Origin of the sequence: Leisingera thetidis, from assembly GCF_025857195.1 — a bacterium.
Classification (GTDB): Bacteria; Pseudomonadota; Alphaproteobacteria; order Rhodobacterales; family Rhodobacteraceae; genus Leisingera; species Leisingera thetidis.
On record NZ_CP109787.1, the window covers coordinates 3,298,181 to 3,311,749 of the forward strand.

At 68.3% G+C, this 13,569-nt stretch carries 15 protein-coding genes; 8 read left to right on the forward strand and 7 right to left on the reverse strand.

What is annotated here, in order from left to right; genetic code table 11:
* Positions 1 to 62 precede the first annotated feature (62 nt).
* Together OKQ63_RS15875 and OKQ63_RS15880 are read left to right on the forward strand one after the other, a co-directional pair.
* On the forward strand, positions 63 to 884 hold the full coding sequence (locus OKQ63_RS15875) for a protein-disulfide reductase DsbD domain-containing protein (RefSeq protein WP_264211015.1): 822 nt from the start codon (positions 63 to 65) through the stop codon (positions 882 to 884).
* Positions 881 to 1,345 (forward strand): NUDIX hydrolase, encoded by a 465-nt coding sequence (locus OKQ63_RS15880; protein WP_264211016.1) that lies wholly within the window; start codon positions 881 to 883, stop codon positions 1,343 to 1,345. Before OKQ63_RS15875 ends, OKQ63_RS15880 begins: the two co-directional genes overlap by 4 nt.
* Here the strand turns inward: OKQ63_RS15880 and OKQ63_RS15885 are convergent.
* The 6 genes from OKQ63_RS15885 to OKQ63_RS15910 form a co-directional block, all read right to left on the reverse strand.
* The gene (locus OKQ63_RS15885; RefSeq protein WP_264211017.1) at positions 1,315 to 4,710 is read right to left on the reverse strand and encodes an efflux RND transporter permease subunit; all 3,396 of its coding nucleotides are present in this window, start codon (positions 4,708 to 4,710) and stop codon (positions 1,315 to 1,317) included. The genes OKQ63_RS15880 and OKQ63_RS15885 overlap by 31 nt on opposite strands.
* Before the next feature lie 5 nt (positions 4,711 to 4,715).
* On the reverse strand, positions 4,716 to 6,170 hold the full coding sequence (locus OKQ63_RS15890; protein ID WP_264211018.1) for an efflux RND transporter periplasmic adaptor subunit: 1,455 nt from the start codon (positions 6,168 to 6,170) through the stop codon (positions 4,716 to 4,718).
* Between the two features lie 143 nt (positions 6,171 to 6,313).
* Positions 6,314 to 6,856: a molybdenum cofactor biosynthesis protein B gene (gene moaB, locus OKQ63_RS15895; protein ID WP_264211019.1), complete on the reverse strand. Its 543-nt coding sequence runs from the start codon at positions 6,854 to 6,856 to the stop codon at positions 6,314 to 6,316.
* A complete protein-coding gene (locus tag OKQ63_RS15900; RefSeq protein ID WP_264211020.1) occupies positions 6,857 to 7,477 on the reverse strand; it encodes a LysE family translocator in 621 nt (206 codons plus the stop codon).
* Positions 7,474 to 8,073: a metallophosphoesterase family protein gene (locus tag OKQ63_RS15905; protein WP_264211021.1), complete on the reverse strand. Its 600-nt coding sequence runs from the start codon at positions 8,071 to 8,073 to the stop codon at positions 7,474 to 7,476. Before OKQ63_RS15905 ends, OKQ63_RS15900 begins: the two co-directional genes overlap by 4 nt.
* 9 nt (positions 8,074 to 8,082) lie before the next feature.
* Entirely contained in the window at positions 8,083 to 8,847 is a 765-nt protein-coding gene (locus tag OKQ63_RS15910) for a uracil-DNA glycosylase (protein WP_264211022.1), read from the reverse strand.
* Between the two features lie 205 nt (positions 8,848 to 9,052).
* Between OKQ63_RS15910 and OKQ63_RS15915 the strand changes: the two genes are divergently transcribed.
* From OKQ63_RS15915 to OKQ63_RS15940, 6 genes are read left to right on the forward strand one after another with little or no spacing between them, the layout of a single operon-like run.
* Complete coding sequence (locus tag OKQ63_RS15915; RefSeq protein WP_264211023.1) at positions 9,053 to 10,003, forward strand: aspartate carbamoyltransferase catalytic subunit; 951 nt, start codon at positions 9,053 to 9,055, stop codon at positions 10,001 to 10,003.
* Positions 10,004 to 10,007: 4 nt separating this feature from the next.
* Entirely contained in the window at positions 10,008 to 10,541 is a 534-nt protein-coding gene (locus tag OKQ63_RS15920) for a hypothetical protein (protein WP_264211024.1), read from the forward strand.
* The gene (locus tag OKQ63_RS15925) at positions 10,541 to 10,924 is read left to right on the forward strand and encodes a hypothetical protein (RefSeq protein ID WP_264211025.1); all 384 of its coding nucleotides are present in this window, start codon (positions 10,541 to 10,543) and stop codon (positions 10,922 to 10,924) included. Before OKQ63_RS15920 ends, OKQ63_RS15925 begins: the two co-directional genes overlap by 1 nt.
* Positions 10,921 to 12,231 carry a dihydroorotase gene (pyrC, locus tag OKQ63_RS15930; RefSeq protein ID WP_264211026.1) on the forward strand — a complete coding sequence of 437 codons (1,311 nt, stop codon included), beginning with the start codon at positions 10,921 to 10,923 and terminating at the stop codon, positions 12,229 to 12,231. Before OKQ63_RS15925 ends, pyrC begins: the two co-directional genes overlap by 4 nt.
* Positions 12,231 to 12,836, forward strand: coding sequence for a glycerol-3-phosphate 1-O-acyltransferase PlsY (gene plsY, locus OKQ63_RS15935; RefSeq protein ID WP_264211027.1), 606 nt, complete (start codon positions 12,231 to 12,233; stop codon positions 12,834 to 12,836). Before pyrC ends, plsY begins: the two co-directional genes overlap by 1 nt.
* A complete protein-coding gene (locus tag OKQ63_RS15940; protein WP_264211028.1) occupies positions 12,833 to 13,105 on the forward strand; it encodes a hypothetical protein in 273 nt (90 codons plus the stop codon). Before plsY ends, OKQ63_RS15940 begins: the two co-directional genes overlap by 4 nt.
* On the opposite strand, the gene lfb1 is transcribed toward OKQ63_RS15940, so the two are convergent.
* Positions 13,095 to 13,448 (reverse strand): LIC10280 family protein, encoded by a 354-nt coding sequence (gene lfb1 / locus OKQ63_RS15945; protein ID WP_264211029.1) that lies wholly within the window; start codon positions 13,446 to 13,448, stop codon positions 13,095 to 13,097. The two genes, OKQ63_RS15940 and lfb1, sit on opposite strands and share 11 nt — an antisense overlap.
* Between the last annotated feature and the right edge of the window lie 121 nt (positions 13,449 to 13,569).

Genomic DNA, 13,569 nt, shown 5'->3' on the forward strand with positions numbered 1-13,569 from the left:
GGACCGGGCTATGACCGGAACGTGACTTGGCAAAGCCGCCCGCCAGGCGCATGTATCCAGGCATGAGACAGAACCTGATCACCCCCGCTGCCGCTCTGGCAGCGCTGTTTGCCGCGACGGCAGTCACCCCGGCCCTTTCCGGCGCCGCAGATGGCGAGATCGTGCAGATCGAGGTGCTGGACGGCGGCATCACGCCGCGCGGCACTTACCAGGCGGCACTGCGGATCACGCTGCAGCCGGGCTGGAAGACCTATTGGCGCGCGCCCGGCGATGCCGGCATCCCGCCCAGCTTCTCCTGGCGCGGCGCCCGCAATCTCGGCGGGCTGTCGATGACCTGGCCCGCGCCCGAGGTTTTCCTGACCTCCGGCTACCGCACCATCGGCTATCACGACCAGCTGGTGCTGCCGCTGGAAGTCACGCCTGAAACCCCGGGCAAGCCGGTGCGCCTCAAGGGGCGGATGCAGCTGGGCGTGTGCAAGGACGTCTGCGTGCCCGCCGAACTGAGCTTTGACCACCCGCTGGACGGCGATGCCGGCCGCAATCCGGCAATTGCCGCGGCGCTGGCCAGCCGCCCGTGGTCGGCCAAGGAAGCCGGCGTGCGCCATGCCGCCTGCAGCCTCAGCCCCTCGGACTACGGCATGAAGGTCACCGCGCGCATCTCGATGCCCTCAGCCGGCGGTGAGGAGATTGCGGTGATCGAGCCCGGCACGCCCGGCCTTTATGCCGGGGAGACCGTTAGCCGCCGCGAAGGCGGGATACTGGTCGCCGAGACCGAATTCCTGCCCGCCGACGGCAATGCCTATGCCATCGACCGCTCCAGGCTGCGGATCACCGTGCTGGGCAGCGGCCACGCGGTGGACATCTTGGGCTGCAGCGCCGGATGAGCATTCCGCACAGCCCGCCGCCGCGCCCGGTCCTGGGCGCGATTGCCGTGGTCTGCCGCCATTTTGATGGCGCCGACCATGTGATCCTGGTGCAGCGCGGCAGGGAGCCCAACGCCGGCTGGTGGGGCTTTCCCGGCGGCCATGTGGAGATGGGCGAGACCGCCCTGCAGGCTGCCGCGCGCGAGCTGCAGGAGGAAACCGGCGTGATTGCCGAACCGCTGGAGTATCTCACCAATGTGGATGTTCTGGCCCGCAGCGCAGACGGCGCGGTGCAGCGCCAGTATCTGCTGACCGTGGTTCTGTGTGAATATGTCAGCGGCGAGCCGGTGCCGGACGACGACGCCGAGCAGGCCGAGTGGGTCCCGATTGCCGGGATCGAAACCCGCGGCCTGCAGCTGCTGGATCAGGTGGCGGATGCGGCGCGGCTGGCTCAGGCCCGCTGTCGCGAGCTGACCCGGTAGGCAAGGCTCCCCGCCAGATAGGCCAGCAGCGCCAGCAGCAGCGCCCCGGCGATACAGGCCAGCAGCCCGGCCCGCACCGGCTCCATCGCTGCCAGCGCAGGCACCGCCCGCAGCAGCGGATGCAGCGCGCCGGTGGCCATCGGCCAGCCCAGTGCCAGCACCAGCCAGCCCAGCTGCGCCAGCGCCGTGCCCAGTACCAGCCAGCGCAGCCGTCCGGCCCCCTGCCGCAGCGCGCGGCGCAGCGCCGTCAGCGGCCGCGACAGGTCGCGCTGCACCGCCACCAGGGCCGGCACCACCAGCAGCACCAGGAACATGCCGAACCCCAGGCCGTAAACCAGGGTGATCACCGTCGGCTTGAGGAACTGCGCCTGCTGCGAGCGCTCGAACAGCAGCGGCGCCAGCCCCAGCACCGTGGTCATCGTGGTCAGCATCACCGGCCGCAGCCGGTCCGCCGCCGCGTCGATGATCGACGGCACCAGCCCGCGGTCCTCGGCGTACTGGTCAATGGTGGTGACCAGAACGATGGAATCGTTGATGATGATCCCGGTCATCCCCAGCAGGCCCACCACCGTGAACATGCTGAGCGGCACCTCCCACATGAAATGGCCCCAGATGGTGCCGACGAGGCCGAAGGGAATGATCGCCATCACCACCACGGGCCGGGTCCAGCTGGCAAAGATCCAGGCCAGCACCAGGTAGATGCCGGTGAGGCACAGGATCAGCCCGGTGCCCGCTTCCTGCAGGAAGGTCTGCTCCTGCTCGGCCAGCCCTGACAGCTGCCACTCCACCTGCCGTTCGCTGGCGATCTGCGGCAGAATCTCTTGCTCCAAAGCCTGCATCACCGCTTCGGCGCGCACCGGGTCGTCCTCGGAAATGTCGCCGGTGACGCTGATCACCCGGATGCCGTTTTCCCGCCGCACGGTGGAAAACCCGGTGCGCTGGGTGACCGAGACGATATCCGCCAGCGGCACATAGATGCCGCTGGGCGCCCGCATCAGGGTGCGCTCCAGGAAATCGGCGGTCAGTTCGTTTTCCGGCAGCTCCACCCGGATGGTGGCGCTGCGCGGCCCGTCCGGATAGGTCGCCGCCTCGATGCCGTTCAGCCGAGCCCTGAGCGCCTGCCCCAGGCTGCCGATGGTGAAATTCAGCGCCTGCCCCTGCGGGGTGAGGTCGAGGATCACCTCTTCCTTGTCGTAGGCCAGGTTGTCCTCGACCGCCGAAACCTCGGGGAAGCGCAGCAATGCGGTCTTCAGGTCCTCGGAGGCGGCCTTGAGCACCTGCACGCTGGCGCCGGCGAACTGCACATCCAGTGCATCGCCGCCCGGCCCGGAGCGCCAGCTGCGGAAGGAGATGGTTTCCACCAGCGGATGGCGCACCACCCGCTCCTGCAGTTCGGCAACAAAGGCAAAGCTGGAATAGGGGCGCAGGTCGGCGTCGATCAGCTCGATCGAGATGCCGCCCAGCAGGTCGGCGTCCTTGGCCTCCACCCCGCTCAGGCCCCGTCCGGCATTGCCGCCGGTCTCGGCCATCACGAAATCCAGCGGGTTGCGGCCGTAGCGTTCCGCGTATTCGGCGCCCAGCGCCTCGGCGGCGCGCTGCATCTCGCGCATCATCATGAGGGTATCGGCGCGGCTGGCGCCTTCGGTCATGGCAAAATTGCCGGTGACGGAGCCGCGCTCCGGCGCATTGAAGAAGCGCCACTGCACATCGCCGTTGATGAACAGTGCGGCCTGGCTGGCCAGCACTGCCAGCGCCCCGGCCAGCACCGCGTAGCGGGCGGTGACAACCATGCCCATCAGCGGCCGGAAGGCATGGTCGCGCAACCAGCGGAAGCCGCGGTTCACCATCCGGTTCGGCCAGTCGTACCAGTGGCGCGCCTGGGCATGGGTCAGCGCATGGGCCAGGTGGTTGGGCAGGATCAGGAAGCATTCCACCAGCGAGGCCGCCAGCACCGCGATCACGGTGAAGGGAATGTCGCGGATCAGCTCGCCGAAGCGTCCGCCCACCAGCGTCAGCCCGAAAAAGGCGATGATGGTGGTCAGGGTCGCCGCAAAGACCGGCATCGCCATGCGCCGGGCCGCATTCTCGGCGGCCTGGATCGGGGTTTCGCCCAGCCGCCGCACCCGGAAATCGGCGTGCTCGCCCACCACGATGGCATCATCCACCACGATGCCGAGGGTGATGATCAGGCCGAACAGGCTGATCATGTTGATGGTGATCCCGGCGGCATACATCAGCGCAACGGCGGCAAACATCGCCGCCGGGATGCCCGCCGCAACCCAAAACGCGATCCGGGTGTTGAGGAAAAGGAACAGGAGGCACAGCACCAGGCCCAGCCCCATCAGCCCGTTGTCGATCAGGATGTCCAGCCGGTTGGTGATGTGTTCGGCGCGGGTGCGGATCAGCTGCGCCGTCACCCCCTGCGGCAGGCTCGCCTGCATCTGGGCCACCACATCCTGCACCTGAGCCTGCAGGCGGATGGCGTTGCCCTGATCGGAGCGGTCGATCCGGATCGACATTGCCGGGTTTTCGCCCACGAAATAAGACCGGTTGCGGTCCACGCCCTCGATCCGCACCGACGCCACATCGCCGACGGTCAGCACCGAGCCGTCGGCATTGGTGCGCAGGACGATGGATTTCAGCTCCTCCGGTGTGCGCTTTTCGCTGCCGGTGCGCACCCGGGCATTGGCGCCGGACACATCGCCCGCCGGGTCGGCATCCACCTCGGCGGCGATGGCATCGGCAATCCCGCGCATGGTGATGTCATGGGTGATCAGCCTGGCGGTCGGCACCTCGACGATGGTTTCCGGCGCCGCCACCCCGCGGATGGTGGTGCGTGTCACCCCGGCCTCGAACAGCCGCGACACCAGCTCGTCGGCAAACTGGCCCAGCTGGCCCGCGGCCACTGGACCGGAAATCACCACATCGGTCACCCGGTCGCGCCAGGCGCCGCGCCGCACCTCCGGCTCCTCCGCCTCTTCCGGCAGGGTGGTGATGCCATCCACCGCCGCCTGCACGTCATCGGCGGCCTGCCCCATGTCCGAGCCGGGCTCGAATTCCATCGTCAGCGTGGCCAGCCCCTCGCGCGAGATGGAGGAGGTCTCCTCGACCCCGTCCACCGCCAGCAACGCAGGCTCCAGCACCTGCACGATGGCATTGTCCACGTCCTCGGGGCCCGCGCCTTCCCATTCGACGGTGACGGTGACGCTCTCGACGATGACATCGGGAAAAAACTGCGCCCGCATGTTGGGCATCGCTGCCGCGCCCAGCACCAGCATGATCACCAGCAGCAGGTTGGCCGCCGTGCGGTGGCGGGTGAAGTAGCTGAACAGCCCGCGGGCGGTTTGCGGCAGGTCGCGGACCATCGGCCTCAGCCTCCCATCCGGGTTTCGATCCGGGTGACCAATTGCGCGGGCACCTTCGCCTCGGCCAGCTGCTGCAGCATCCTGGCCTTCATTTCCGAGGGCATCCGGCTGTTGCCCTCGACCAGGGCCACCAGCCTGGCGCGGCGCTCATCGCTCAGCTCGATCAGTTCCGGCAGCGCCTGCATCTCCGCCCCCTGGCGCAGCGGGCGGACCTTGATGCCGGCGCCCAAAAGAGGCGTGCGGCCGATGACAACTTCGCGCCCTTCCAGGCCGCTGCCGCGGATCAGCACCTCATCGTCCTGCCGGCGCACCAGCTCGACCGGCAGCGTCTCCAGCCGGTCCTCAGCGTCCAGCACCAGCACCGCGCCATCCGTCCCCAGCGCCGAGGCCGGCACCCGGGCCACAGCCGCCACTTCAGGCTCGGTCACCTTGACGGTGACAAAATCCCCGGGCTCGAACCCCGGCGCCGCCTCCAGCCGCGCATAGACCAGCCGCCCGGCCTGGCCATCGCCCGCCGCGCCGCTGGCGCGCGAAATCTGCCCGGTTGCACTGAGACCGGCCCCGGCGGCGTCCAGCAATACCCGCACCGGTGCCCGCAGCAGGCGGCCGTTGCCGTCCAGCAGCCGGGCATATTGCGCGGTCGACACCCGGAACGCCACTTCCAGCAGGTCCGGATCGACCAGATCCGCCAGTTTTTCGTTGGCCGAGACCAGCCGCCCCTGCACCAGGCTCACCGCCTGCAAGGTGCCGTCGAAACCGGCCCTGATGGTGGTGTCCTCAAGGCCGCGGCGTGCCTCGTCCAGCGCGATCCGCGCCCGCGCCACCCGGGTGGCGGCCTGATCCGTGCGCGCCTCCGCCTGGCTCACGGCCTGGCGCAGCGAGATCACCGCCTGGCGCGCCTGCACCGCGGCCAGCTCCGCGGTTTCCACCGCGGCGGCGGTGCCGACGCCCCGCCGCTGCAGATCCAGCTGCCGCTGAAAGGCGCGTTCGCGCAGCTGCGCCTGATCCTGCGTGGCCTGCAATTCATCCTGCGCCAGAGCCAGCGCCCGGCCGGCATCGCGCTCCTCGGCGCGGGCATCCATCATGTCGGCCTCGGCCCGGTCCAGCGCCGCCTGCGCATCCGCCGGGTCGATCTGCACCAGCACCTCGCCCGCGCGGACCGCGCCGCCTTCCTCGAAATCCTCTGCCAGCTGCACCACACGGCCGCCGGCGGCGGTGCGCAGTTCCAGCGTCCGGCGGCTTTCAACCCGGCCAAAGGCGGTCAGCTCCGGCGCCACCGTCTGCAGGTCCGCCGTCACCACGTTGACTGCAAACACCCGCTCGCGCACTGGCGGCGCCTTGCGCTCGGCGGTCAGCTGCGCCTCGATCGCGCCGAACACCAGCTGCCCGGCATAAAGCAGAAGCGCCGCTGTTACCGCCGCCAGGAATATCCCTGTCACACTCTGACGCAAAAAGCGCATGTCTCTCCCTTCCGGTGGCGGCTGCTGCCGGGGCCGCCCGTGCGGCCTGCCAAAGCGCAAATGCCCAGATGGCGCATCTATTTCGCCCGCTTGGAAATATACGATTTTCCGCACGGGTTTGCGAGGTTACACGCCGCGCAGGATCACTTCCGGCGCAGATGTTCCTCCAATCGGGGCATGATTTCCACGAAATTGCAGGGCCGGTGGCGGTAATCGAGCTGTTTTGACAGGATTTCATCCCAGCCGTCCTTGCAGGCGCCGGGGCTGCCGGGCAGCGCAAACAGATAGGTGCCGCCCGCAACACCGCCGGTGGCGCGCGACTGCACCGCGCTGGTGCCGATCTTCTGCATAGAGACCAGGGTGAAGACGGTGCCGAAGGCCTCGATCTCCTTTTCATAGACGTCGCGGTGCGCCTCCACCGTCACGTCGCGCCCCGTCAGCCCGGTGCCGCCGGTCGAGATCACCGCATCCACCGCCGGATCCGCCACCCAGGCGCGCAGCTGGGCGGCAATTGCTGCCCGCTCGTCGGGGATGATCTTGCGGCCGGCCAGCACATGGCCCGCGTCCCGCAGCCGGTCCACCAGCACCTGGCCGGAACGGTCATCCTCCAGCTTGCGGCTATCCGAGACCGTCAGCACCGCAATGCGGACCGGGATGAATTCCATGCTTTCGTCAATCCGGGACATCTACGCCCTCTCCATAATCGCCAGCCGCACGGCCAGCCCTGCAAAAATCCCGGCCGAAACCCTGCCCAGCCAGCGCGCGAACACCGGTGAGCCCGCCAGCCGCCGGCCGGCCTGGCCTGCAAAGATGCCCGCCAGCGCGTTGATGAAAAACCCGCCTGCCGCCAGGATCATCCCGAAAATCAGGAACTGCGCCAGCACCGGGCCGGCCTGCGGCTGCACGAACTGCGGCACAAAGGCCAGCACAAACAGGATCACCTTGGGGTTTGTCAGATTCACCAGCAGCCCGCTGCGAAAGGCATTGGCGCCGCACCGCCCGGGCAGCTCTTCCGCCGCCAGCCCGCCGCGCAGGGCGCCCCAGGCCAGGTACAGCAGATAGGCCACGCCCGCCCAGCGGATCACGTCGAACAGCCCCGGCATGGCAGAAACCGCCGCGCCCAGCCCCAGCCCGGCCAGCGTCACATGCACCATGCTGCCCGCCGAGATCCCGGCGCTGGCCGCCACCGCCGCCCCGCGCCCGGCACGCAAGCCCTGGCCAAGGCAGAACATCATGTCCGCTCCCGGGGTCAGGTTCAGCGCCAGCGCCGCCGGGATGAAGCCCAGCAAGGACACCGCATCGATCATGGCTCAACCTCGAACCAGCTCACCATAGGGCCAAGGTTGGCCACCTGCGTCCTGCCCAAATTGCCGCGGAAGCCCCAGCAGTCATGCACATGGCCGCACAGCAGCAGCTGCGGCTGCACCCGCTCTGCCGCGGCCCGGACCGCGTCGGAGCCCACGGAGAGGCCGCCCGAGGTCACATCCCCCAGCCCTCTGGGCGGTGAATGCGAGATCAGAATGTCCGCATGGCCGCAAGCCGCCAGCATCGCCGCCGCCTGCATCTCGCTCAGATCACAGGACCAGCTGCCAAACGGGGTCTCCGGCACCCCGTACCCCAGCCCGAACAGGCGCAGGCCTTCGAACTCCATTTCCCCGCCATGCAGCACCGTTGTCTCCGGGAACCCTGCGGCCCGCAGCTCATCGGCGCTTTCGCCATTGCCAGGCACCGCCACCATCGGCGCCTGCAGCCCCGCAAGCATCGCCGCCACCCGGTCCAGCCCCTGCCGCATGTTGCAGAAATCGCCCGCACCGATCACCAGATCCGCCCCCGCGCTGGCGGCAACGATATCCGCCGCATGGCGGCCCGACAGATGCAGATCGGAAAACGCGAGAATTTTCATGCGCCCTCCTCAGGCCACCGCGGCCAGCCGCGCTTTCAGCTCCAGCAGGTCGGCCCAGGCCAGCCGCTTCTGCTGCGGCTGGCGCAGCAGATAGGCGGGGTGGAACATCGGAATGACCGGCTTGCCCCAGGCCTGGTCCCACTTGCCGCGCAGCCGGGTGATGCCGCGCTTGCCCAGCACCGCCTGGCAGCTGATATTGCCCATCAGCACCAGGATCTCCGGCTCCGCCAGTGCCACATGGCGCGCCAGGAACGGCGTCAGCATGCCGATTTCCGCAGGCAGCGGGTCGCGGTTCTGCGGCGGCCGCCACGGCAGCACGTTGGTGAGATAGACGCTCTCGGTGCGGCTCAGGCCGATCGCCTCCAGCATCCGGTCCAGCAGCTGCCCGGCCCGGCCCGCAAAAGGTGTGCCCTGAAGGTCTTCATCGCGGTCCGGCGCTTCGCCGATGATCATCACCCGCGCCCCGGGCCGGCCGTCGGAGAACACCAGATTGCGGGCGCCGCGCTTCAGCTCGCAATGGCTGAAACCCTGCATGGCGTCGCGCAAAGCCGGCAGCGACGCGGCCGCCCTGGCCGCCTTTCCGGCCACATCGGCGGGGTCCGCTTCCTTGGGCTTGGGCGGCGGCGCAGGCGCGGCACCGGGCTTTGGCCGCGGCACCGCCTGTTCCAGCCCATAGCGGTCGACGGGCGCGTCGCACAGCGCCTCGGTGGCGCCAAGCTCCGCCTGCCACTCCAACAGCGCCCGCGCGCTCCAGTAATCCAATGCCGATTCCATGCGCCCAAGCTACTCCGCCCGCAGCGCAAGCGGAACACCTCTCCGCCGTCATCCTGCAAATTCAAGACTTTCTTCTTTGCGCAAATACTCCGGGGAGCGCGAGGGGCCGGCCCCTCGCCTGCAAGACACCGGACGCCCGCGACCGCCTTGCCGCACCCGGCTCCCCCGCCTATAACAACCGGCAAATCAAGCGGAGCCGCCCCATATGTCCTTCGAACACCGCCACCTGCTTGGCATCGAGCCGCTGAATCCGCATGAGATCACCGCGATCCTCGATCTGGCCGACGGCTACGTGGCGCTGAACCGCCGCGCCGAAAAGCATTCCGACGTGCTGGCGGGTCTCACCCAGATCAACATGTTCTTTGAAAACTCCACCCGCACCCAGGCCTCGTTCGAGCTGGCGGGCAAGCGGCTGGGCGCGGATGTGATGAACATGGCGATGCAGGCGTCGTCGATCAAAAAGGGCGAAACCCTGATCGACACCGCGATGACGCTGAACGCGATGCACCCGGATCTGCTGGTGGTGCGGCATCCGCATTCCGGCGCGGTGGACCTCTTGGCGCAGAAGGTGAACTGTGCGGTGCTGAACGCAGGCGACGGCAAGCATGAGCACCCGACCCAGGCGCTGCTGGACGCGCTCACCATCCGCCGCTCCAAGGGCCGGCTGCACCGGCTCAACATCGCGATCTGCGGCGACATCGCACACAGCCGCGTGGCGCGCTCCAACCTGATCCTGCTTGGCAAGATGGAAAACCGCATCCGCCTGATCGGCCCGCCGACGCTGGTGCCGCAGCAGTTCGCCGGGTTCGGCGCCGAGATCTATGACGACATGCGCGAGGGCCTGAAGGACGTCGACGTCGTCATGATGCTGCGGCTGCAGAAAGAGCGCATGGACGGCGGCTTCATCCCCTCGGAGCGCGAGTATTACCACCGCTACGGCCTTGATGCTGACAAGCTGGCGCTGGCCAAGCCCGACGCCATTGTCATGCACCCCGGCCCGATGAACCGCGGGGTGGAGATCGATGGCACCCTGGCCGACGATATCAACCGCTCGGTGATCCAGGAGCAGGTCGAAATGGGTGTTGCGGTGCGGATGGCGGCGATGGACCTCCTGGCCCGCAACCTGCGCGCCGATCGTCAGGCCAAGGCGGGCTGAGCGGATGACCGGTGCGATCCATATCCCGGCGGGCGAGCGCGGTGTGATCCGGCTGTTCGCGCTGGACATGCGGCCCGAACAGGCGGCCTTTCTCAAGGAACCCGGCGCGCTGGCGCAGGTCCTGGGGATCGAGGCGCTCGACATGGAGCAGGTGGAGATCTTCCCGGTGTCCGACCTCGAGGACATCGGCCTGACCGGCTACCTCACCGACGGCTGCGGCGTGCCCCGCGCCCAGGTCGAGGAAGACCGCGGCATGCTGGAGACGCTGGAGGGCCATGTGCTGCTGATCCGTTCGCGGGCGTTCAGCGATGCGGAGACCCGGCTGACTCCGGCGGATCAGATCACCCTGGCCGGAACCTACGGCGAGCGGCAGACCGACTGGAGCGCCCCGCCCGCAACCGCCGACAGCGCCAAGCCCTATTCTGCTCCGAAACTTCCCCCGCGGGCGGCCCGTTCCCAGGCCCGCCGCATCGGTGCGGTGCTGTTTGCCGTGGTGATGCTGCTGTTCTTGTTGCTGATCTGGGTGCTCGTGGCCTGATGGCAGCAACCGACCTCAAACCGGACCGCGGCGCCTACATCCGCGCCCACGCCTGGATGGCGGCAATCGGCATGAGCGGCGCCATGGCGGTGCTGTGGATCATGGGCAGCCCGCACATCTGGACCGGCGCCGCCGGCGGGCTGGCAGCCATTGCCTTGCGCGGCTGGTACATGGCCAGCGAGGAGCTGGCGGTGGTCTGGACCCTGACGGAGACCGCCCTCACCGGCCCGGCCGGCCGCAGCATCCCGCTTGCCGGGATCGAAACCGTCCGCACCATGGGCAGCTACGTGCAAGTGATCACCAAGAGCGGCGACAAGCACCTGATCAAGTACCAGGCCGATCCGGCCGCGACCCGCAATTCAATCGAAAGAGCCAAGGCATGAGCACTCTCTTCACCAACGCCCGCCTGATCGACCCGGAGGGCGGCAGCGAGTCACCGGGCATGGTTCTGGTCCAAAACGGACGGATCGCGGCGGTTGAAAAGAACGCCACCGATGCTGACCATTTGCTGCACGCGCGAAACATCCGGCCGGAAGATGTGACCCTTGTCGACTGCGGCGGCAAATGCCTGGCGCCGGGGATCGTCGACATCGGCGTCAAGGTCTGCGAGCCGGGCGAGCGGCACAAGGAAAGCTACAAGTCCGCAGGGCTGGCGGCGGCGGCCGGCGGCGTCACCACCATCGTCACCCGTCCCGATACCACGCCTGCGATCGACAGCCCGGAAACACTGGAATTCGTCACCCGCCGGGCCCAGGCCGCAACGCCGGTGAACGTGCTGCCGATGGCGGCGCTGACCAAGGGGCGCGAGGGGCGCGAGATGACCGAGATCGGCTTCCTGATGGATGCCGGCGCAGTGGCCTTTTCCGATTGCGACCACGTGGTGCAGAACACCAAGGTGTTCCAGCGCGCGCTGAGTTACGCCCGGTCCTGCGGCGCATTGGTCATTGCCCACCCGCAGGAGCCGGGCCTGAGCAAGGGGGCCGCGGCCACCAGCGGCAAATTCGCCGCGCTTTACGGCTTGCCTGCCGTGTCGCCAATGGCCGAGCGGATGGGACTGGACCGCGACATCGCGCTGCTGGAAATGACCGGCGCCAGGTATCACGCGGACCAGATCACCACCGCCCGCGCCCTGCCCGCGCTGGAACGCGCCAAGAAGAACGGGCTGGACATCACCGCCGGCACCTCGATCCACCATCTGACGCTGAACGAGCTGGACGTGGCCGGCTACCGCAGCTTCTTCAAAGTGAAGCCGCCGCTGCGCTCCGAGGATGACCGGCTGGCGGTGGTCGAAGCGGTGCGCACGGGGCTGATCGACATCATCAGCTCCATGCACACGCCGCAGGACGAGGAAAGCAAGCGCCTGCCGTTTGAGGAAGCCGCGGCCGGCGCTGTGGCGCTGGAAACGCTGCTGCCCGCGGCGCTGCGGCTGTACCATGCCGAACTCCTGGACCTGCCCACCCTGTTCCGCGCCATGTCGCTGAACCCGGCCAAGCGGCTGGGCCTGAAGAGCGGCCGCATTGCGGCAGGCGCGCCTGCGGACCTGGTGCTGTTCGACCCGGACGTGCCCTTTGTGCTCGACCGGTTCAAGCTGCGTTCGAAGTCTCAGAACACGCCTTATGACACCCAGCGGATGCAGGGCCGGGTCGAGGCAACTTACGTGGCGGGCGAACCCGTCTACCGGAGGGGCTGATGCCAGTTTTCGAAAGCTCTGCTGCGGTTCTGATCCTCTGGGCGTTGACCGGCTATGGTCTCGGCTCGGTGCCCTTCGGCCTGGTGGTCACCAAGGCATTCGGGCTCGGCAACCTGCGCCAGATCGGATCGGGCAATATCGGCACCACCAACGTGTTGCGCACCGGCAGCAAATCCGCCGCGGCACTGACGCTCCTGCTGGATGGCGGCAAGGGCGCTGCGGCGGTGCTGCTGGCCCGCTCCCTGGCCGGCGAAGATGCGGCGCAGGCGGCAGGGCTGATGGCTTTCCTCGGCCATTGCTTTCCGGTCTGGCTGGGGTTCAAGGGCGGCAAGGGCGTGGCCACATTCCTCGGCCTGATGCTGGCGCTGGCCTGGCCGGTGGGCATTGCCTGCTGCCTGACCTGGCTGGCAGCGGCGGCGGCCAGCCGGATTTCTTCGATGGGGGCGCTGGTCTCGGCGGTGTCGGCGCCGCTATGGGCCTTTGTGCTGGGCTATCAGCCGGCGATTGCCCTGTCAGTGCTGCTGGCGGCAATTGTCCTTGTCCGCCACTCGGCCAATATCGCCCGGCTGCGGGCGGGCACCGAGCCGAGGATCGGGCAGAAGTGACAGACGAAAAGCTGCAAGCCTTCCTTGCAGCTTTTGACGCGCTGCCGCTGGGCGCCTTCACCGGCCGTGCCGGCGGGCGCAAATACACCGTCACCCGGCAGAACCTGGCCGCGGGCAAGGCGCAGAAACTGGTGGCGCGGGAACTGGGCGGCAGCGACTGTATCAGCCTCAACCTCTACCGGCTGGCGTCCGGGGCGCGGCTGAAGCCCTGCGAGATGCCCGCAGACAAAGTGATCCGCTTCGTTCTGGCCCTGAAAGTTATGGAATAAGACGCTCCAGCGCCCGGCCATTGGACCAGGTGCCGTGCAGCTCGCCGCTGGGCATGCGCACATAGACCACCGGATAGGTGTCGCCCCAGTTCACCCAGACCACATCGCCATTGCGGGTGCCGCTGCCGGCATAGGCCTGGGCGCCGACCTGCCAATGCATCTCGACCGCGCCGCCGCTGTCGCGGATCTGCACGGTGCCGGAATAGCTGCTGCCGTCAGGGTTGCGGCCCTCGGCGCGGTAGCTGCCGCTGATGCTTTGGGCGGCGGCCGGCACTGCCGCCGCCATCAAGACCGCGGCCAGCCCGCAGAACAGCGCGCGGCGGGTGGGGAATGGGCGTGTCATCCGTACCTCCAGTTTACCTGGGCCCATACTGCCCGCGGCAGCGCAGACTGTCACCTGTTCTGCGCGGGGATGCACAGCGCGCTGCAGCCCGATGCACAGTCAATTTGAGTTGTTTTGAACG

Coding starts and splice junctions, on each gene's coding strand:
- OKQ63_RS15905 (WP_264211021.1), bottom strand. CDS start 8,073: ATGAAAATTCTCGCGTTTTCCGATCTGCATCTGTCGGGCCGCCATGCG.
- OKQ63_RS15880 (WP_264211016.1), top strand. CDS start 881: ATGAGCATTCCGCACAGCCCGCCGCCGCGCCCGGTCCTGGGCGCGATT.
- OKQ63_RS15875 (WP_264211015.1), top strand. CDS start 63: ATGAGACAGAACCTGATCACCCCCGCTGCCGCTCTGGCAGCGCTGTTT.
- OKQ63_RS15885 (WP_264211017.1), bottom strand. CDS start 4,710: ATGGTCCGCGACCTGCCGCAAACCGCCCGCGGGCTGTTCAGCTACTTC.
- plsY (WP_264211027.1), top strand. CDS start 12,231: ATGCCAGTTTTCGAAAGCTCTGCTGCGGTTCTGATCCTCTGGGCGTTG.
- OKQ63_RS15890 (WP_264211018.1), bottom strand. CDS start 6,170: ATGCGCTTTTTGCGTCAGAGTGTGACAGGGATATTCCTGGCGGCGGTA.
- lfb1 (WP_264211029.1), bottom strand. CDS start 13,448: ATGACACGCCCATTCCCCACCCGCCGCGCGCTGTTCTGCGGGCTGGCC.
- pyrC (WP_264211026.1), top strand. CDS start 10,921: ATGAGCACTCTCTTCACCAACGCCCGCCTGATCGACCCGGAGGGCGGC.
- moaB (WP_264211019.1), bottom strand. CDS start 6,856: ATGTCCCGGATTGACGAAAGCATGGAATTCATCCCGGTCCGCATTGCG.
- OKQ63_RS15920 (WP_264211024.1), top strand. CDS start 10,008: ATGACCGGTGCGATCCATATCCCGGCGGGCGAGCGCGGTGTGATCCGG.
- OKQ63_RS15915 (WP_264211023.1), top strand. CDS start 9,053: ATGTCCTTCGAACACCGCCACCTGCTTGGCATCGAGCCGCTGAATCCG.
- OKQ63_RS15910 (WP_264211022.1), bottom strand. CDS start 8,847: ATGGAATCGGCATTGGATTACTGGAGCGCGCGGGCGCTGTTGGAGTGG.
- OKQ63_RS15900 (WP_264211020.1), bottom strand. CDS start 7,477: ATGATCGATGCGGTGTCCTTGCTGGGCTTCATCCCGGCGGCGCTGGCG.
- OKQ63_RS15925 (WP_264211025.1), top strand. CDS start 10,541: ATGGCAGCAACCGACCTCAAACCGGACCGCGGCGCCTACATCCGCGCC.